Source organism: Ruegeria sp. BHSC037 (assembly GCF_059613045.1).
The window spans coordinates 15886-33741 of sequence record NZ_JBXWRT010000015.1; the positions used below are offsets into that span (position 1 = coordinate 15886).

Annotated in this window: 16 protein-coding genes and 1 tRNA gene; 6 read left to right on the forward strand and 11 right to left on the reverse strand. The window is 61.7% G+C overall.

Annotated elements, in window-relative coordinates:
• Positions 1–1227 carry an MFS transporter gene (locus AC2FMN_RS14650; RefSeq protein WP_496689041.1) on the forward strand — a complete coding sequence of 409 codons (1227 nt, stop codon included), beginning with the start codon at positions 1–3 and terminating at the stop codon, positions 1225–1227.
• Here AC2FMN_RS14650 and AC2FMN_RS14655 read toward each other — a convergent pair whose 3' ends face one another.
• From AC2FMN_RS14655 to cysS, 3 genes are read right to left on the reverse strand one after another with little or no spacing between them, the layout of a single operon-like run.
• Positions 1228–2004: a squalene/phytoene synthase family protein gene (locus AC2FMN_RS14655; RefSeq protein ID WP_496689145.1), complete on the reverse strand. Its 777-nt coding sequence runs from the start codon at positions 2002–2004 to the stop codon at positions 1228–1230.
• A gap of 2 nt (positions 2005–2006) precedes the next feature.
• Positions 2007–3641: a citramalate synthase gene (cimA, locus tag AC2FMN_RS14660; RefSeq protein WP_496689043.1), complete on the reverse strand. Its 1635-nt coding sequence runs from the start codon at positions 3639–3641 to the stop codon at positions 2007–2009.
• A complete protein-coding gene (cysS, locus tag AC2FMN_RS14665; protein WP_496689044.1) occupies positions 3638–5140 on the reverse strand; it encodes a cysteine--tRNA ligase in 1503 nt (500 codons plus the stop codon). The genes cimA and cysS overlap by 4 nt, the downstream gene beginning before the upstream one ends.
• A 265-nt stretch (positions 5141–5405) precedes the next feature.
• Here cysS and AC2FMN_RS14670 point away from each other — a divergent pair, with 265 nt between their 5' ends.
• Positions 5406–6593 (forward strand): pyridoxal phosphate-dependent aminotransferase, encoded by a 1188-nt coding sequence (locus AC2FMN_RS14670; RefSeq protein WP_496689046.1) that lies wholly within the window; start codon positions 5406–5408, stop codon positions 6591–6593.
• Positions 6594–6609: 16 nt separating this feature from the next.
• Here the strand turns inward: AC2FMN_RS14670 and AC2FMN_RS14675 are convergent, their stop codons facing one another.
• The gene (locus AC2FMN_RS14675) at positions 6610–7128 is read right to left on the reverse strand and encodes an outer membrane protein (protein ID WP_496689047.1); all 519 of its coding nucleotides are present in this window, start codon (positions 7126–7128) and stop codon (positions 6610–6612) included.
• Positions 7129–7543: 415 nt separating this feature from the next.
• On the opposite strand from AC2FMN_RS14675, the gene AC2FMN_RS14680 reads away from it, so the two are divergent.
• Complete coding sequence (locus tag AC2FMN_RS14680; RefSeq protein ID WP_496689049.1) at positions 7544–9088, forward strand: trimethylamine methyltransferase family protein; 1545 nt, start codon at positions 7544–7546, stop codon at positions 9086–9088.
• Positions 9089–9140: 52 nt separating this feature from the next.
• Here AC2FMN_RS14680 and AC2FMN_RS14685 read toward each other — a convergent pair whose 3' ends face one another.
• The 3 genes from AC2FMN_RS14685 to AC2FMN_RS14695 form a co-directional block, all read right to left on the reverse strand.
• Positions 9141–9386 (reverse strand): EF-hand domain-containing protein, encoded by a 246-nt coding sequence (locus tag AC2FMN_RS14685; RefSeq protein WP_496689051.1) that lies wholly within the window; start codon positions 9384–9386, stop codon positions 9141–9143.
• Between the two features lie 520 nt (positions 9387–9906).
• The gene (locus AC2FMN_RS14690) at positions 9907–13536 is read right to left on the reverse strand and encodes a vitamin B12-dependent ribonucleotide reductase (protein ID WP_496678216.1); all 3630 of its coding nucleotides are present in this window, start codon (positions 13534–13536) and stop codon (positions 9907–9909) included.
• A 265-nt stretch (positions 13537–13801) separates the two neighbouring features.
• The gene (locus tag AC2FMN_RS14695; RefSeq protein ID WP_496689053.1) at positions 13802–13990 is read right to left on the reverse strand and encodes a hypothetical protein; all 189 of its coding nucleotides are present in this window, start codon (positions 13988–13990) and stop codon (positions 13802–13804) included.
• Between the two features lie 74 nt (positions 13991–14064).
• Between AC2FMN_RS14695 and AC2FMN_RS14700 the strand changes: the two genes are divergently transcribed.
• Positions 14065–14505, forward strand: coding sequence for a hypothetical protein (locus AC2FMN_RS14700; RefSeq protein WP_496689055.1), 441 nt, complete (start codon positions 14065–14067; stop codon positions 14503–14505).
• An 8-nt stretch (positions 14506–14513) separates the two neighbouring features.
• Here the strand turns inward: AC2FMN_RS14700 and AC2FMN_RS14705 are convergent.
• The 4 genes from AC2FMN_RS14705 to pdxH all read right to left on the reverse strand — a co-directional run bounded on the left by AC2FMN_RS14705 (position 14514) and on the right by pdxH (position 16360).
• Positions 14514–14590, reverse strand: a tRNA-Pro gene (locus AC2FMN_RS14705).
• Between the two features lie 43 nt (positions 14591–14633).
• Positions 14634–15098 (reverse strand): DUF192 domain-containing protein, encoded by a 465-nt coding sequence (locus tag AC2FMN_RS14710; protein ID WP_496689057.1) that lies wholly within the window; start codon positions 15096–15098, stop codon positions 14634–14636.
• Positions 15099–15105: 7 nt separating this feature from the next.
• Complete coding sequence (locus AC2FMN_RS14715) at positions 15106–15612, reverse strand: cold-shock protein (protein ID WP_496678206.1); 507 nt, start codon at positions 15610–15612, stop codon at positions 15106–15108.
• A gap of 142 nt (positions 15613–15754) precedes the next feature.
• Positions 15755–16360 carry a pyridoxamine 5'-phosphate oxidase gene (gene pdxH, locus AC2FMN_RS14720; protein ID WP_496678204.1) on the reverse strand — a complete coding sequence of 202 codons (606 nt, stop codon included), beginning with the start codon at positions 16358–16360 and terminating at the stop codon, positions 15755–15757.
• Between the two features lie 135 nt (positions 16361–16495).
• Between pdxH and fabI the strand changes: the two genes are divergently transcribed.
• Positions 16496–17302 (forward strand): enoyl-ACP reductase FabI, encoded by an 807-nt coding sequence (gene fabI, locus AC2FMN_RS14725; protein ID WP_496689059.1) that lies wholly within the window; start codon positions 16496–16498, stop codon positions 17300–17302.
• 4 nt (positions 17303–17306) lie between these two features.
• Positions 17307–17816, forward strand: coding sequence for a xanthine phosphoribosyltransferase (gpt, locus tag AC2FMN_RS14730; RefSeq protein ID WP_093962173.1), 510 nt, complete (start codon positions 17307–17309; stop codon positions 17814–17816).
• The last annotated feature ends 40 nt before the right edge of the window (positions 17817–17856 follow it).

The following is a 17856-nucleotide window of genomic DNA, read 5'->3' on the forward strand; positions in this document are numbered from 1 at the left end:
ATGTCGATGACCAGCACAGCCCCCGACGATACCCGCGCCAAGCGCAACGTTGCCGTTCTGGTGGCGGCGCAGGCGATTCTGGGCGCACAGATGCCGATGATCTTCATCGTTGGCGGATTGGCGGGCCAGTCGCTGGCCAGCAACGCCTGCCTGGCCACGCTGCCGATTTCGCTGATCGTTTTGGGCTCGATGCTGGCGGCAACGCCGGTCTCGGCCATCATGCAGCGCTGGGGCCGCCGCGCCGGATTTCTGGTCGGTGCCACCGCCGGAGCGGTGGGCGGCGGCGTAGGAGCCTATGGCCTGTACCTGGGGTCGTTCCCTGTCTTTCTTGTCGGCAGCCTGCTGACCGGCATCTACATGAGCGCACATGGCTTCTATCGCTTTGCCGCCGCTGATACTGCTTCAGACGCATTCCGGCCCAAGGCGATCTCTTATGTCATGGCCGGCGGTCTGGCTGCCGCCATCATCGGGCCGCAGATCGTCAAGCTGACCTCGCAGGCCTATGTCATTCCGTTCCTGGGCACCTATTTCGCAGTGATCGCAGTGAACGTCATAGGGTCGGTCCTATTCCTGTTTCTGGACATTCCGACCCCCGACCGTCCGTCACAGTATGCGCCCAAAGGCCGGTCGCGGCTGGAGTTGCTGAAAACCCCACGTATTGCGGTGGCCATCATCTGTGCCATGGTCTCGTACGCATTGATGAACCTTGTGATGACCTCAACGCCGCTGGCCGTCGTCGGCTGTGGCTTCTCCGAAGGTGATGCGGCGGATGTGGTCACCAGCCACGTTCTGGCGATGTATGTTCCCAGTTTCTTCACCGGCCACCTGATCGCCCGGTTCGGGGCCGAGAAAATGGTCGCGATCGGTTTGGCGATTTTGGGCGGCGCGGGCGTTGTGGCCCTACAAGGCGTTGAGATCGGGAACTTCTTTCTGGCCCTCGTGCTGCTTGGCATTGGCTGGAACTTCGGTTTCATCGGCGCCACCAGCATGTTGGCGGCCCAGCACGATGTGCATGAACGCGGCCGCGTGCAGGGACTGAATGACCTGCTGGTGTTTGGAGGCGTGACGATTGCGTCGCTGGCCTCGGGCGGATTGATGAACTGTTCGGGCGGCTCCCCGGTCGAGGGATGGACGGCCGTCAACCTGGCGATGGTACCATTGCTGACCTTGGCGGGCGGCGCGCTGCTGTGGCTGGTGCTCAAACCCGATGCCGCGGATACGGCCTGATCACCACCGACCTGTGGTCGCGGTCCAGATCAGGGATGCCCGCCGACGAAACTCGCTTTGTTTCAAAGCGCCCGTGCTGACCGCTGTCGGGTCAGCGACCACGCGGCGCAACACCCATTCGGCCTGCCAACCGGCCACAAGCGCCGGGCGCGCCTGATCCGAAACATCGACGCGCCGTGCTCGGGCCGCGGCCATCCGGTCCAGCGCCCGCTCGGCCAATTGACGCACCCCGTCCGGCGTTCCGTCCAACAGGGGAATGCGCCCGCGGGCTTCAAGCTCGGGGATGGCGCGGAACCAGTTCGCCACACCGACCGCATAGCCAAAATCGCGCAGGACCGTTTCGTCGGCGGCACCCAGGGCTTGCGCCGCGGCGACCAGCAGCGACCCTGCGCTGTGGGTCAGATAGGCCTCGAAGTGTTCCTCATCCTCGAACGGATCGCGGTAGATATCCCAACGCCTTACGGCCACGAATTCATCCAGCATCGCCGCCAGATGCGGGGAAAGGACGCGCGACAGGGGCGTGACCACCTCGTGCCGCCGCACAGAGGGCCCTTCGGCGATCTCCTGCAGCGCGTCGCGCCACCATTGCAGGCGCATCTCGGCAATCATCGGCTCTTGGGTGACCCACGGCGCGCGGGCGACCTCGATATTCATCGCATAGATCGGAAACAGCACGGCCCGCGCCTGGACCGGCGCCGCCATCGCGGCCATGAACCGATCGGGGTCGGCCCGGTGGACCAGCGCCGCGCAGGCCTTGACGTCGTCGTCGAAGGGCACGCTCACTCGGCCACCACCGATTGCGGGCTGCAATCGCGCACCAGCTTCCACTGGATCGCCTCCAGCAGCGCCTCGAACGAGGCGTCGACGATGTTCGCGCTGACCCCCACCGTGGACCAGCGCCGCCCCTGCCCGTCTTCGCTGTCGATGATGACGCGGGTCACCGCCTCGGTCCCGCCCTGGGTGATGCGCACCTTGAAGTCCACCAGGTGCATATCGTCCAGGATGGGCGAGTACTGCCCCAGATCCTTGGCCAAAGCTTTGGCCAGCGCGTTCACCGGGCCACGGTCGCTGCCGTTTTCGTCCATCGACTCGCTGACCGAAAGCTTCTTCTCACCATCCACCTTCACCACGACGACCGCCTCGGACAGGCTGACCATCTGGTTGTACTTGTTCTTGCGCCGCTCGACCGTGACCTTGTAGCGCTTGACCTCGAAGAACTGCGGCAGCTGGCCCAGTTCATCGCGGGCCAGCAGCTCGAAACTAGCCTGCGCGGTGTCATAGGAATAGCCTTCGGCTTCGCGTGCCTTGATCCGTTCCAGAATGCGCCCCAGCGCCGGGTCGCCCGGCTCGACCTGCAATCCGGCTTCGGTCAGGCGTTTGCGCAGGTTAGATTGGCCCGCCTGGTTCGACATCGGAATGATCCGCGCATTGCCCACGGTGGCCGGGTCGACATGTTCATAGGTCGAAGGGTCCTTGAGAATCGCGCTGGCATGCAGCCCTGCCTTGTGCGCAAAGGCCGAGGCGCCAACATAGGCCGCCTGTTTGCTGGGCACCCGGTTCAGGATGTCGTCCAGCATGCGGCTGATGCGGGTCAGACCGGTCAGCGCGTCGCGACTGACGCCGATCTCGAAGGCCGAGGCATAGGGCTCCTTCAACAGCAGCGTCGGGATCAGGGCTGTCAGGTTGGCATTGCCGCAGCGCTCGCCCAGCCCGTTCAACGTTCCCTGAATCTGGCGCGCGCCGGCATCCACAGCGGCCAAGGAACAGGCCACGGCATTTTCGGTGTCGTTGTGGGTGTGAATGCCCAGCCGGTCGCCGGGGAAGCCCGCGGCAACCAGGTCGGACACGATCCGCCCCACTTCAGCCGGCAGCGCGCCGCCATTGGTGTCGCACAACACCACCCAGCGGGCACCGGCCTCCAGCGCCGCTTGGCAGACCTGCATGGCATAGGCGGGGTTGTCCTTGTAGCCGTCAAAGAAATGCTCGGCATCGAACAGCGCCTCGCGCCCCTGCGCCACGATATGCGCGACCGAGGCGCGGACGTTCTCGACATTTTCCTCCAGCGAGATCCCCAGCGCGTCGGTCACGTGATAGTCATGCGACTTGCCCACCAGACAGACCGCCCGCGTGCCGGCGTTCATGACGGCGGCCAACACGTCGTCATTCTCGGCCGAGCGCCCGGCCCGTTTGGTCATGCCAAAGGCGGTCAGGCAGGCGCGCGTCTTGGGCGCGGCGTCGAAAAATGCGCTGTCGGTGGGGTTCGCACCGGGCCAGCCGCCTTCGATATAGTCCACCCCCAAAGCATCCAGCGCCTGCGCGATCTGGACCTTTTCGGCGGTCGAGAACTGAACGCCCTGCGTCTGCTGCCCGTCGCGCAGCGTGGTGTCATAGAGGTACAGGCGCTCCTTGGTCATAACAATGCCTTCACGACGGAAGTTGATGGGTTCTCGTTCAAGCTAGCGATGCCTCCATTTACTCCATTCGCTGAACGAGTAGCGCGCAACTCTATGCCGACATTTAAAGCCGCTGACTTTAACGCGTCTGCTAGTTCCCAGTTTTTCTCCCGGCGATATCTCAACCACTTTCGAACTACGGCAAGCAACGCTTCCGACAAATCGTCCGAAATTTCACCCCAACCAATCACGCCGACTGTTGGTTGATAGTCTTCGCCTTCTAACAGGTAAGAACCATCAGTAGCCTCAACTGAAAATGGCTTGGCCCAAGGCGCCTCAGCAATTTTCATCAGATCCAAGCCCAGCAATTTAGCCGATGCGGTCAACGCTTCACGTTGATCTTCGTGGAATAGTTCATGCAATCGATCTAGCGCCGCCCATGTATTCAAGTCGTCCGCGAGGTCAAGCACTACTCGCCGGTCAACATGTGTAACATCAGCTTCAACAGCAACCTGAGCCCAGTTTCTGAGAGTTTCCTTTGCTTCGTTTGCCTTCTTCTCGGTCCAGTCCATCGGCTTGCGATAGTGGGTCTGCAGGAAGACGAACCGGATCACCTCACCCGGCACGCCCTGATCCAGCAGGTCATGCACGGTGAAGAAATTGCCCAGCGATTTGGACATCTTCTTGCCCTCGACCTGCAGCATCTCGTTATGCAGCCAATAGCGCGCGAATTCGCCGTGCGGATGGGCGCATTTGCTCTGGGCGATCTCGTTTTCGTGGTGCGGGAACATCAGGTCGTTGCCGCCGCCATGGATGTCAAAACTTTCGCCCAGCAACTCATAGCTCATGGCCGAGCATTCGATATGCCAGCCCGGACGCCCCCGGCCCCAGGGCGACTCCCAACCGGGCAGTTCATCGTCCGAGGGCTTCCACAGCACGAAATCCATCGGGTTCTTTTTATAGGGCGCCACCTCGACCCGCGCGCCCGCGATCATGTCATCGACTGACCGACCCGAAAGCTTGCCATACTCGTCGCGCCAGCTGTCCACCGCAAACAGAACATGCCCCTCGGCCTCATAGGCGTGGCCCTTGGCGATCAAGTCCTCGATCATCGCGATCATCTGGTCGATATACCGCGTGGCCCGCGGCATCTGGTCGGGCTCCAGCGCCCCCAGCGCGCCCATGTCGTGCAGGTACCAGCCGATCGTCTCGTCCGACCGCTCCTGCACCAACTGCTCAAGCGTTCCTTCGGCCCCGGCCTGTTTGCGCGCCAGGGCCGTCGCGTTGATCTTGTCATCGACGTCGGTGAAGTTGCGTACATAGGTCACATGCTCGGGCCCGTAAACGTGACGCAGCAGGCGGTATAGCACGTCAAACACTACCACGGGTCGCGCGTTGCCCAGATGCGCCCGGTCATACACGGTGGGTCCGCAGACATACATCCGCACGTTGTCGGAATCGATCGGAACGAAATCTTCTTTCGTCCGGGTCCGCGTGTTGTGCAGTTTGATCGTCGTCATGCGTCTGGCTCCTGGATACAGCAATAGCGTCCGCGTTGATGCGGGCTTAGCAACTTGTCTCAGGGAAGAAAACGAAAGAAACCAGCCCGCGTGAAAGTTCAGCAGGGAATGCAGCAGATAATGATGCAGGTCATCCGATTCATGGCCCACCGCGTAGCACGCCCGGTCCCGCGCGCCAAGACTTCTGTTGCCGGCGGGGGAAGCTGATTGACAAATCACCCCGGCTCTGACCCATTCGGCGGACTTGCCGCAACGGAGGCGCGCCATGAAACTTTCGCACCGCATCACGCATCTGACCGGAGGCGGTTCGGACGGGTGGGACGTGTTCTATCGCGCGCGCCGCATGATCGCGGAAGGCGAGGCCGTGACCGAGCTGACCATCGGCGAACATGACATCCGCACCCACCCCTCGATCCTGGCCGAGATGGACCGGTCGGCGCGCGCGGGCCATACCGGATACGCAATGGTGCCGGGCACGGATCTGCTGCGCGATACCGTGGCCGCGCGGGTGCAGACCCGCACGGGCGTTCCGACCACGCGCCACAACGTGCTGATCACCCCGGGCGGACAGGCCGCGCTGTTCGCCGCGCATATGGCAGCGTGCGACCCGGGCGATGTGGGCCTCTATCTCGACCCGTTCTACGCCACCTACCCCGGTACGATCCGCGGGGCTGGCGCGATCGCGCGCGCGGTTCAGACCCGGGCCGAGGACGCCTTTCAGCCCGACGCAACCCTGATCGCGGAACAGGCCGAGGGTGCCGCATCATTGCTGATCAACACGCCGAACAACCCGACCGGGGTCGTCTATTCCCGCGAGACCCTGACCGAGATCGCCGATCTGTGCCGCGAACGCGACATCTGGCTGATCTCGGACGAGGTCTATGACACGCAAGTCTGGGAAGGCGCGCACCTGTCGCCCCGCGCCCTGCCCGGTATGGCCGACCGCACACTGGTCGTGGGCTCGATGTCGAAGTCCCACGCCATGACCGGGTCGCGCTGCGGTTGGATCGTTGGCCCCGAAGAGGCCATCGAACATCTGATCAACCTTGCCACGCACACCACATACGGGGTTCCGGGTTTCATCCAGGACGCCGCCAGCTATGCGCTGACCGCGGGGGACGAACTTGAAGAAGAGGTTGCGGCCCCTTTCCGCCGCCGCCGCGCCCTGGCGATGCAGGTTCTGGCCCGACAGAACACGGTGGGCCTGATCCCCGCACAAGGCGCAATGTACCTGATGCTGGACATCCGCGCGACAGGGCAAAGCGGCGAAGACTTCGCCAATGCACTGCTGGACACCCACGCCATCGCGGTCATGCCCGGAGAAAGCTTCGGCCAAGCCGCCGCAGGGCATGTGCGCGTGGCCATGACCATCGATGATGACCGGTTCGCCGCTGCCCTTCAGACCCTATGCGAATTCGCAGCCCGGCTTGCGGGTCAGACAGCGGCCGAGTGACCGAGACGGGTTTCGTTCAGAACCGGAACGTCGTGCGCAGGTTAAAGGTGTTGGTATCCAGATCGCCCCGCGACCGTGTGACATCGTTAAAATTCTGCCGCAACGCTTCGCCACTGATGATCAGCCGTTCGCCCAGAGGATAGGCTACGCCGATTCCGTAGACCGCTGCTGTGTCGCTGTCGCCCGAAGTATTCGCCCGCGCGGCACCTACCACGACGTAACCCAAAGCGGGCCCGAACTCATATCCGCCGCGCAGTTTCACGCGGGACACGCTGTCCAAACTGCCCTCCGAGGCGCCCAGGTCGAGATTCAGCCGGTCATATTCCAGTTCACCCCCGACGACGAAGCTGCCAAGATCCAGATCGTATCCGATATTTGCGCCGATGCTGCCCGAATTGCTTCCACTGCCGCCGGGTCCGTCCGCGTCGGTATAACCGAAGGTGAACCCGGCGTAAGCGCCCGTCCAATCCTCGGCCAACGCCACCTGCGCCGCTGGAATCAGCAGGGCCGACAGCAAGGCGCGGATCAGTTTCATGCAAGCCTCCGGTTTTCGTTCAGCACCCTTTGCAATTGAAACAGATGCGGTGATGTGCACCTCTACTAAACATGTGCTTTGGTGCAGTCAGATCAATTCAAGTCACGCAAATCTTAACAATAAGTAATGGAAGCATAACATATTTCGCCATCTGCGTGAGGATTTCCTGCCGCGTTCATCAACGTTCCGAGTTTTTGAGGCCAAAAGCGACATCGGTCGCAAACGGGACAGATTACTTGCTCGGACCCTGACACCATTCGTCGCAGGAGTTGAGGGCCACATGCCAAACGATATCTGGAAGATTTGCCTGATTAGCCGCACCATTGGTGCCGATCGGGGGCGTGCGGCACGAGGACGGCCGTGACGGGTTGAAGCTTCCCCCCTTTGACCTGACTTTCAATTTGGAGTCCTCACCATGAACGACCAATCCCGCTCAACGTCCCGCAGTGGCGGCCGCGCCGCCCGTCGCGCCGCCCGTGCCGCAGCCCTGCCCGAACATCTTCGCCCCGTTCGTCCGGGGCTTGAGGGCGGCACGTACAAACCGCTCAGCCAGCAGGACATGGAGCGTATTCACGCCGCCGCGCTGGACGCGCTGGAAACCATCGGTTTGGCCGACGCGCCGCCCAGCGGCATCGATTACCTTGTCAATGCCGGCTGTACGCTGGGCGATGACGGGCGTATCCGCTTTCCCCGCGCGCTGGTCGAGGACACGATCGCCCGTGCCAACCGCTCGGTGACGCTCTACAGCCGCGACGGCAAGACCGATCTCGAACTTTCGGGCAACCGCGTGCACTACGGCACCGCCGGGGCGGCGGTCAGCATGGTCGATGCCCAGGGCCGCAACTATCGCGATTCGACCGTGCGGGACCTGCACGACGCGGCCCGGATCTGCGAGCAGTTGGACAATATTCATTTCGTGCAGCGCCCCATGGTCTGCCGCGACATCGCCGACAACCGCGAAATGGACCTGAACACGATCTATGCCTGCTGTTCCGGCACCTACAAACATATCGGCACCTCGTTCACCGACCCAAGCTATGTGGCGCCGGCGATGGAGATGCTGCACATGATCGCCGGCGGCGAGGACAAATGGCGCGAGCGGCCCTTCGTGTCGAATTCGAACTGTTTCGTCGTGCCGCCGATGAAATTCGCCACCGAAAGCTGCCAGGTGATGGAGGAATGCATCAAGGCAGGTATGCCGGTGCTGCTGCTGTCAGCGGGCATGGCAGGCGCGACGGCGCCTTCGACCATCGCGGGCGCGATCGTCCAGGCCACCGCCGAATGCCTGGCCGGGTTGGTTTATGTCAATGCCGTAAGCCCCGGTGCTCCGGCGGTTTTTGGCACCTGGCCCTTTGGGCTGGACCTGCGCACCGGCGCGATGTCGGTCGGTTCGGGCGAGCAGGCGCTGCTGAGCGCGGGCTGCGCCCAGATGCACAAGTTCTACGACCTGCCGGGCGGCGCCGCGGCCGGTGCTTCGGATGCGAAACTGCCCGACATGCAGGCCGGGTGGGAGCAGATGTGCTCGAACGTCATGGCCGGGCTTTCGGGATTGAACATGGTCTACGAAGCCGCGGGAATGCACGCCTCGTTGCTGGGCTTCTGCTTCGAGAGCCTGATTCTGGGCGATGACTTGATCGGGCAGGCCCTGCGTTGCGTCCGCGGGATCGAGGTGAATGAAGACACCCTGGCCGTCGACCAGATTGCCGAGGTCTGTCTGGGCGGGCCGGGCCATTATTTGGGCACCGATGCCACGCTCAGCCGGATGCAGGCCGATTATGTATATCCCATCCTGGGGGATCGGACCTCGCCCAAGGAATGGGCCGAGCTGGGCAAGCCCGACCTGATTGCCAAGGCCACCGCCCGGAAGGAAGAGATTCTAGGCCAGCCGTCACCAGCCCGGTTCGATCCGGTGCTGGACGCCGAGATCCGCAACAAGTTCAACATTCACTTACCCGCATAACCTATTGTAAAGCGGCCAGGGTTTCCCTGGGGCCGCGCTCCGCCGACAGGTGTCAGCCGTTGCTTGGGGGAAGCAACCCTGCCTCCTGCGCGACGGCGATTTCGGCCTGGTCCAACGCGCCGTCACCATTTGCATCCATCGCCGAGAACGTGTCTGCATCCATGTCCGGCAGAACGGCCTGCACCTCTTCGATGGTCAGAACGCCGTCGCCGTTGGCATCGGCGCTGCATTGGGCCAGAATAACTGCCGGAACGCTCAGGGCCACGGTGGCCAGAAGAGCCAGATTGCGAGGTTTCATTGTCAAATCTCCAAATAAGGGGTGTGTGGTAGTTTGTCCGGCCACCGGCACCAAACACCCCTGAGCGGCCCATCTCACCGCCGCCGAATCGCACAGCCCGATTCGCGCCGATCCCCGCCCCTTTTGCGAACCTGGCGCGCGATCTTTTGCCGTGCAAAATTCCGCCGGGACGTTGCGCCATGACTCCCCTCATGCGGGCGGCCCGATCCGGCAGAACGTCGCCCAAAAAGAAAGGGGGCCGAAGCCCCCTGTCAGTTTTGCCGTCCAGGCTCATTCTCATTGACCGCCCGGTGTTTTTTGCCTGCGGCCTGGACTGCACATGGGACGAGCGCACCCGCCCCGTGAAAGAGTGGGAAGGAGCAAATATTCCGCCCCACCCTGTTCGTGGCCGACACGGGCATGTCGGCCGGGCGGAGAAAGGCCAGATGGTAAGCCTTGCGACCTGTCTCCGTATTCGTCGGGACCGGCACCGTATTGGCAGCGTCCGGCCCCTGCGCCCCGGGTTGCCGGGGCGTTTAGCTCAGCTACACCCGCTGGTTGCGCCGCAGGTGTTGCATTTCATGCAGGTCCCGTTCCGCACCAGCGTGTAGTTCCCGCATTCCCCGCAGGGATCGCCCTCGTAGCCCTGCATCTTGGCCTTGGTTCGGGCATCCATCCCGGTGGCTGTCTCGGCAACGACGGTGGTCTCGCTTTTGGTCTCGAAGGTGACGGACGCCTCGGACATGCCGGTCGCGGCCGCCTGCCCTCCGTTGAACACCACCAGATCCTGCGGAAGACGCTTGCGCAGATAGCCGGTCGAGCTGATCTGTTTCAGCACCTCCAGCGATTTAGACGCCGCGCTGTCGCTGACCTCCGAGACGTTCGACACGCCCTCTTCCTCGCCGCGGCCCAGATCGTCGAAGGTTGCGCCTTGCGGCTTCACATGCGCCAGGTCGGTACGATCCAGATACGACACCGCCAGCTCGCGGAAGATGTAGTCGAGGATCGACGTGGCGTTCTTGATCGAGTCGTTGCCCTGCACCATGCCCGCCGGTTCGAACTTGGTGAAGGTAAAGGCATCGACGAACTCTTCCAGCGGCACGCCGTATTGCAGGCCGACTGAGACCGCGATGGCAAAGTTGTTCATCATCGCGCGGAAGCCGGCGCCTTCCTTGTGCATGTCGATGAAGATCTCGCCCAGTTTGCCGTCCTCAAACTCGCCGGTACGCAGGTAGACCTTGTGCCCGCCCACGATCGCCTTCTGGGTATAGCCCTTGCGGCGATGCGGGAGCTTTTCGCGGTGGCTGCGGATGACCTCCTTGACCACGACCTTCTCGATGACCTTTTCGGCCAGTGTCACGGCCTTTTCCCGCGCCGATCCGCTTTCGAGGATTTCCGCCGCCTCATCGTCATCCTCGACCAGCGCCGCCGCCAGCGGCTGGCTGAGCTTGGACCCGTCGCGATACAGCGCGTTTGCCTTGACGCCCAGGCTCCAGGACAGCTCGTAGGCCTTCTGGCAATCCTCGATGGTGGCATCATTGGGCATGTTGATCGTCTTGCTGATCGCGCCCGAAATGAAGCTTTGCGCCGCCGCCATCATCTTGATGTGGCTGTCGACACCCAGGAACCGCTTGCCCTTCTTGCCGCACGGGTTGGCGCAGTCGAAGATCGCGTAATGCTCAGGCTTCAGATGCGGGGCCCCTTCCAGGGTCATGGTGCCGCAGACATGGTCGTTGGCCGCGTCGATATCCGCCTTGCTGAAGCCCAGATGGCGCAGCATGTCAAAGGTCGGATCGTTCAGCTTGCTGGCCGGGATGCCCAGAACACCGGTGCAGAAATCTTCGCCCAGCGTCCACTGGTTGAAGACGAACCGGATGTCGAACGCACTTTCCAGCGCGGCGTCGATCTTGGCCAGCTCGTTCGGGCCGAACCCGTGACCGGTCAGCGAGGTGTGGTTGATCCCCGGCGCGTTGCCCAAGGTGCCGTGACCCACCGCGTAGGACACAATCTCTTCGATCTGGGCCGAAGAATAGCCCAGCTTCTCGAGCGCCGCGGGGACCGAGCGGTTGATGATCTTGAAGTAGCCGCCCCCGGCCAGTTTCTTGAACTTGACCAATGCAAAGTCAGGCTCGATCCCGGTGGTGTCGCAGTCCATCACCAGACCGATCGTGCCGGTCGGTGCGATCACGGTGGCCTGCGCGTTGCGGTAGCCGTTCTTCTCACCCAGGCTCAGCGCCTCGTCCCAGGCGCTCATGGCCAGATCGATCAGGCGCTTGTCCGGACAATTGGCGTGATCCAGCGGCACCGGCTTGACCGACAGCTTCTCGTAGCCCTCGGTCACACCCTGCGCAGCGCGACGGTGGTTGCGGATGACCCGCAGCATATGCTCGGCGTTGCGCTTGTAGCCGGCGAACGGCCCCAGCTCGCCGGCGATCTCGGCCGAGGTGGCATAGGCCACACCGGTCATGATCGCAGTCAGTGCGCCACAGATCGCGCGACCCTCGTCCGAGTCGTAGCCATAGCCCATATTCATCAGCAGGCCGCCGATGTTGGCATAGCCCAGACCCAGCGTACGGAAGTCATAAGACAACTGCGCGATCTCTTTCGACGGGAACTGCGCCATCGTCACCGAGATCTCGAGCGTCAGCGTCCAGAGACGGGCCGCGTGCATATAGTCGGCCGCCTGAAACTCGCCATCGTTCAGGAAGGTCAGCAGGTTCATCGACGCCAGGTTGCAGGCCGTGTCATCAAGGAACATGTATTCCGAGCACGGGTTCGAGCCGCGGATCTCGCCGTCTTCGGGGCAGGTGTGCCATTCGTTGACCGTGTCGTGGAATTGAATGCCCGGATCGGCGCAGGCCCAGGCCGCATGGCCGACCTTTTCCCACAGGTCGCGCGCCTTGACCACCTTGGCCACCTTGCCGTCGGTGCGGTTGATCAGTTCCCAGTCGGCATCCTTTTCAACCGCCTTGAGGAAGGCGTTGGTCACGCGGATCGAGTTGTTGGAGTTCTGACCCGAGACCGAATTGTAGGCTTCCGAATCCCAGTCGGTGTCGTAGGTCGGAAACTCGATGCTGTCGTGGCCCTGCTTGGCGTAATCCAGCACGCGCTTGATGTAAGTCTCAGGGATCGCGACCTTTTTCGCCTCGCGGATCGCCGATTTCAGCGCGTCGTTCTTCTTGGGATCATAAGCGTCGTCCTGTGCGCCGTCCCACGTGCGGATGGCCTCGAAAATGCCGTTCAACATCTTCTCGTGCATCTTCGATCCGGCAACGATCGAGGCCACCTTCTGCTCTTCGATCACCTTCCATTCGATGAATTGCTCGATATCAGGGTGATCTGCATCGACGATCACCATCTTTGCTGCTCGACGGGTTGTCCCGCCTGATTTGATCGCGCCAGCGGCGCGGTCGCCGATCTTGAGAAAGCCCATCAGGCCCGAGGACTTGCCGCCACCCGACAGCGCTTCGCCTTCTGCACGCAGATGGCTGAAGTTGGTCCCGGTACCCGAGCCGTATTTGAACAGGCGCGCCTCGCGCACCCAAAGATCCATGATCCCGCCTTCGTTCACCAGGTCGTCGTCGACGGACTGGATGAAGCACGCATGCGGCTGCGGGTGTTCATAGGCCGATTTCGACTTGGTCAGCTTGCCGGTTTTGTAGTCGACATAGTAGTGACCCTGCGCCGGGCCATCGATCCCGTAGGCCCAGTGCAGACCGGTGTTGAACCATTGCGGGCTGTTTGGTGCGGCGCGCTGGGTCGCCAGCATATAGCGCATCTCGTCGAAGTATGCGCGCGCGTCCTCCTCGGTCGAGAAATAGCCGCCCTTCCAGCCCCAATAGGCCCAGGCACCGGCCAGACGGTCGAACACCTGTTTGGAAGAAGTTTCACCACCAAACTCGGCGTCCTCTGCCGGAACCGAGCGCCAGAGGAATTCGGGCACGTCTTTTTCGCGGACCTTCTTGAGCTTGTTGGGAACGCCGGCCTTGCGGAAATATTTCTGTGCGATCACGTCGCTGGCGACCTGACTCCAGGTCGAGGGCACCTCGATGCCTTCCAGCCGGAACACGATGGTGCCGTCGGGGTTGCGGATTTCCGAGGTGACGGACACGAAGTCCAGATCGGCATAAGCGTCCTGCCCAGGTTTCGTAAACTTTCTTTCAATCTTCATGTCCGCAGCCCCAGATCATCAAACAGTGCTATTCATGTCCTCGGCACCCAATTCACATTCGGCGGGGTGCCGCCCGCCGTGCCTGCAAGAAACCTCTGGACGTACTGGCCCGGCGCCGCCAAAGCGGCGTGAACCCGACTGAGCGGTACACGTCAGTTTGAGTTTGCTTCCGGCCCTCGCCCGTTGCCCTCTGACTGGCTTTTTATACCAGATTTAGTGGCTATTGCTCCGGCCCATACAATCTGGCGTATCTACCCATAGTTGGTCAACGGCATTTTTTGCTCGAAACGCAGAACTTTTCAGTTGACCCCACCGTGTCCAGAATGCGCCCGCGCACCGAAACCGATTCATCCACAGGGCGATCGGTTTTTTTCTGGCCCGATGCCCATTCGGTTTTTCCGCCTTTTTTCAGACCGGTTGCAGCATAATGGTCAAGCAAGCGCTTCTGCCCCATACTGAATCGGGAATCACGGATCCGGGGCCGATCGGGTTCACGAATTTCGCGCCCATGAGTTGACAGGAATCGTTGTGAAAAAAGCACTCATCGCTCTCGCACTCGCACCGCCCTTTCTGTGGGGGTGTGCGTCGTCGCCCCCGGAACCGACCTCGCGCAGCGCCCAGTTCAGCGACTATCCTAGGCAATTGCTCGAAACATTCGAGATCAGCTGTGACGGCCCCGGCGAGCAATTCCGCAAAACGAAGTCGACACAGTTCGAATGCCTTTCGGCCCTACCACCCGACACCACCGCCTTTTTGATTCTGAATTATGACGGGTCGACCAAGGACTTGCCCAGGGGAATCCGGCGGATGTCCGCCCAACGCAACCCGGCAGGCTATCGTGTAGATGCCGAATTGTTCTTCCTTGTCCCTCAGAAAGACGGCGCACCGGTCAAGGTCCCCATAGAAAGCGCGACCCTGGATCAGGAACTCACGACTCTGTACCGGTATTTCGGTGGAATGCCGCTGTGAGTGAAAAGTGGTCGGGGCGGCGAGATTCGAACTCACGACCCCCTGTACCCAAAACAGGTGCGCTACCAGACTGCGCCACGCCCCGGACCGTGCGTCTTCCTAACCGCGACTTATTGATTTGAAAACCCCTAACAGGGCCAGATCGCAGGGCCGTCCGCAAAAATTTCGTGACGCAGTTGCGTGCCCGGGCCAATCCCGTATCGAGCCGCCAGCCCAGCATTGATTTCAAGAACCGCAAAGACCGCATCACCCCCGTCGATCGGCGTCAGATCACCCGGTATGGCACCGCGATGCACACGGGTGACGACGCCCTTGCGGTCGACAAAGATCATGTCGAGCGGGATCAGGGTGTTCTTCATCCAGAACGCCACAGGCTGCGGGGGGTCGAAAACGAACAGCATCCCGGACTGACGCGGCAGCGACTCTCGGAACATCAACCCACGCGCGCGGTCCTGCGGCGTGACGGCCAGTTCGACATCGAACCGCACCTGCGCCACCGCGTTGCGCAGAAAGACATAATCAGGGCGACAGCTGGCCATGGCAGCCTGCGCCCAGAAAAAGGTCAAAGCTGCCAGAACCAGAGCTCGTATCATTCCCTCATCAATTCTTCAGTGCGGATTCCCAGGCCAGGACCTGCACTGCCATCCGGCCGCGCTTGCCGTCAATGACCCGCATGGCCAGCGCCTCGCCGGGTTGCAGATCCGCAAACCCCGACCGGCGCAATACCTCGATATGCAGGAAGACGTCCTCGTCCCGGCCAAACACATTGGCAAAGCCGAACCCCTTGGCCTTGTCGAACCATTTCACGCGCGCGGCTTCCATCGGCATCTGGGCGATCTGCGCGGGATCCATCTCGGCAAAATCGGCCAGCATCGTCGAGTCGCCCCGCTCGGGCGGGTCGATGCCAAGCACCTCGACCGCCTGAACGCCACGGTCGGTACGGTGGGTCATGATCTCGATCCCGGCCCCGTCCGCGATCGAACTCTGACCGAAATTCCGCAACACGTTCACATGCAGCAAGATATCGGGACCACCCTCGTCGGACACGACGAAGCCGTACCCCTTGGCGGGGTCGAACCATTTTACGTGACCGCGAACGCGGTACATTGTGTTCTGGTCGTCTGACACGGTGCTTCCATCACGAATTATTGCTGCTTGTCCGAGGCTCGTAGATCCCGCAAATCGTTAACTAGTTCAAGGTTAAAAACCGCTGTCTTTTCCGAGTGTTGTATTTCACGTCGCACGAATATCACGGATTCAACCTCTGGATTGTCCAATTCTGACCGGGACTCTCACGCCGCCACTGAAACCTGTCATGCAGCCGGAACGCTCCATCAGCCCAGAATTCGATTTCCACCGGGGTCAGCCGATACCCGCCCCAGAACTCGGGGCGCGGCGGATTGGACCCCAGCCTTGCTGTGACCTTGGCAACTTCGGCCATCAAGGCCGCGCGGCTGCTCAGCGGTTCCGACTGCCGCGAGGCCCAAGCGCCCAAACGGCTTTTCAGTGACCGTGACGCATAATATTCGTCGGCCTTCGCCCCATCTTCCTTGGTGATTGTACCACGAACCCGGATCTGACGCCGCAGTGATTTCCAGTGCATCACAAAGGCGGCTTTGCCTGCCGAGTCCAGCTCTTGGGCCTTGGCGCTGTGATAGTTGGTATAGAAAACGAAGGAGTCGGCCTCGATATCTTTCAGCAACACCATCCGCGCGTTCGGCATACCATCTGGATCCACGGTCGCCAGGGCAATCGCGTTCGGATCGTTCGGTTCCGTCTTTTCGGCCTCGGCCAACCAACGGGCCGCGATCACGAACGGATCTTCACCGGCAAAGATGCCGTTTCGCTCACTCATGTCCATCCCCTGGAACAAATTGAACATGAGCCTAGGGCGAGAACCCGCCGCGGGCAAGGACAGATAGCCTTGATGCAGCGCAATCAATGGCCTAAACCAACGCAACGCAACGCGACGACAGGCGGAGAACCGAACATGTCAAATCAGTTGATGGCCGGCAAGCGCGGCCTCATCATGGGACTGGCCAATGACAAATCAATCGCATGGGGAATCGCCCGCGCCTTGTCCGAAGCCGGAGCCGAACTGGCTTTCTCTTATCAGGGGGATGCACTGAAAAAACGGGTCGACCCGTTGGCGGCCCAATTGGGTAGCGAGATTGTCCTGCCCTGTGACGTCAGCAACGAAGAATCGATTGACGAGCTGTTCGCGGCGCTGAAAGACAAATGGGGCAAGCTGGATTTCGTCGTCCACGCCATTGGTTTCTCGGACAAGAACGAACTTCGCGGCCGCTACGTCGACACGTCGCGCGCAAATTTCAAGCTGACGATGGACGTGTCGGTCTACTCCTTTACGGCGGTGATGCAACGCGCCGAAAAGCTGATGACGGACGGCGGCAGCGCCATCACTCTGACTTATTATGGTGCTGAGCAGGTCATGCCGCATTACAATGTCATGGGTGTGGCCAAGGCCGCGCTCGAGGCGTCGGTGAAATACCTGGCCGAGGACCTGGGCAAGGACAACATCCGCATCAACGCGATCTCGGCCGGGCCGATCAAGACCCTGGCCGCCAGCGGCATCGGCGACTTCCGCTACATCATGAAGTGGAATGAGTACAATTCGCCCCTGCGTCGCAACGTGACCATCGACGACGTGGGCAAATCGGCGCTGTATCTGCTGTCGGATCTCAGCAGCGGCGTGACCGGTGAAAACCTGCACGTGGATTCAGGTTATCACATCGTCGGCATGAAAGCCGTCGACGCGCCGGACGTGGAAAAGGGATAAGACCATGAGCGCAAAGGACCGCCTGCCCCACGAGAAAGGCTTTCACATCAGCTGGGACCAGATCCACCGCGACTCGCGCGCGCTGGCCTGGCGGCTGGACGGTCAGGGCCCCGATGACGGTGCCTGGCGCGCCGTCGTCGCGATCACGCGCGGCGGCATGGCACCGGCGATGATCGTCAGCCGCGAGCTGGACATCCGCACCGTCGATACGATCAGCGTCAAATCCTATCACCATCAGGAACGCGGCGAGGCCGAGGTGCTCAAGGCCCCCGATGCCGATTTGATGGGGGATGGTGAAGGCGTGCTGATCATCGACGACCTGGTCGACAGCGGCAAGACGCTGGAACTGGTGCGCAAGATGTACCCCAAGGCCCATTTCGCCACGGTTTATGCCAAGCCCAAGGGCCGCCCGATGGTTGACACGTATATCACCGAGGTCAGCCAGGACACCTGGATCTTCTTCCCCTGGGATATGGCCCTGCAATATGTCGAGCCCTACCGCGGCACCGACTGATCCCACTTTTCCACCACAAATCAGCAAGACCGGACACCCG

Bases quoted from the DNA above. Each gene is read 5' to 3' on its own strand.
- pdxH (WP_496678204.1), bottom strand. From the start codon at position 16,360: ATGAGTGAGCGAAACGGCATCTTTGCCGGTGAAGATCCGTTCGTGATC.
- AC2FMN_RS14715 (WP_496678206.1), bottom strand. From the start codon at position 15,612: ATGTACCGCGTTCGCGGTCACGTAAAATGGTTCGACCCCGCCAAGGGG.
- AC2FMN_RS14675 (WP_496689047.1), bottom strand. From the start codon at position 7,128: ATGAAACTGATCCGCGCCTTGCTGTCGGCCCTGCTGATTCCAGCGGCG.
- cimA (WP_496689043.1), bottom strand. From the start codon at position 3,641: ATGACCAAGGAGCGCCTGTACCTCTATGACACCACGCTGCGCGACGGG.
- AC2FMN_RS14680 (WP_496689049.1), top strand. From the start codon at position 7,544: ATGAACGACCAATCCCGCTCAACGTCCCGCAGTGGCGGCCGCGCCGCC.
- AC2FMN_RS14695 (WP_496689053.1), bottom strand. From the start codon at position 13,990: ATGGGGCAGAAGCGCTTGCTTGACCATTATGCTGCAACCGGTCTGAAA.
- gpt (WP_093962173.1), top strand. From the start codon at position 17,307: ATGAGCGCAAAGGACCGCCTGCCCCACGAGAAAGGCTTTCACATCAGC.
- AC2FMN_RS14650 (WP_496689041.1), top strand. From the start codon at position 1: ATGTCGATGACCAGCACAGCCCCCGACGATACCCGCGCCAAGCGCAAC.
- AC2FMN_RS14690 (WP_496678216.1), bottom strand. From the start codon at position 13,536: ATGAAGATTGAAAGAAAGTTTACGAAACCTGGGCAGGACGCTTATGCC.
- AC2FMN_RS14685 (WP_496689051.1), bottom strand. From the start codon at position 9,386: ATGAAACCTCGCAATCTGGCTCTTCTGGCCACCGTGGCCCTGAGCGTT.
- AC2FMN_RS14710 (WP_496689057.1), bottom strand. From the start codon at position 15,098: ATGATACGAGCTCTGGTTCTGGCAGCTTTGACCTTTTTCTGGGCGCAG.
- fabI (WP_496689059.1), top strand. From the start codon at position 16,496: ATGTCAAATCAGTTGATGGCCGGCAAGCGCGGCCTCATCATGGGACTG.
- cysS (WP_496689044.1), bottom strand. From the start codon at position 5,140: ATGACGACGATCAAACTGCACAACACGCGGACCCGGACGAAAGAAGAT.
- AC2FMN_RS14670 (WP_496689046.1), top strand. From the start codon at position 5,406: ATGAAACTTTCGCACCGCATCACGCATCTGACCGGAGGCGGTTCGGAC.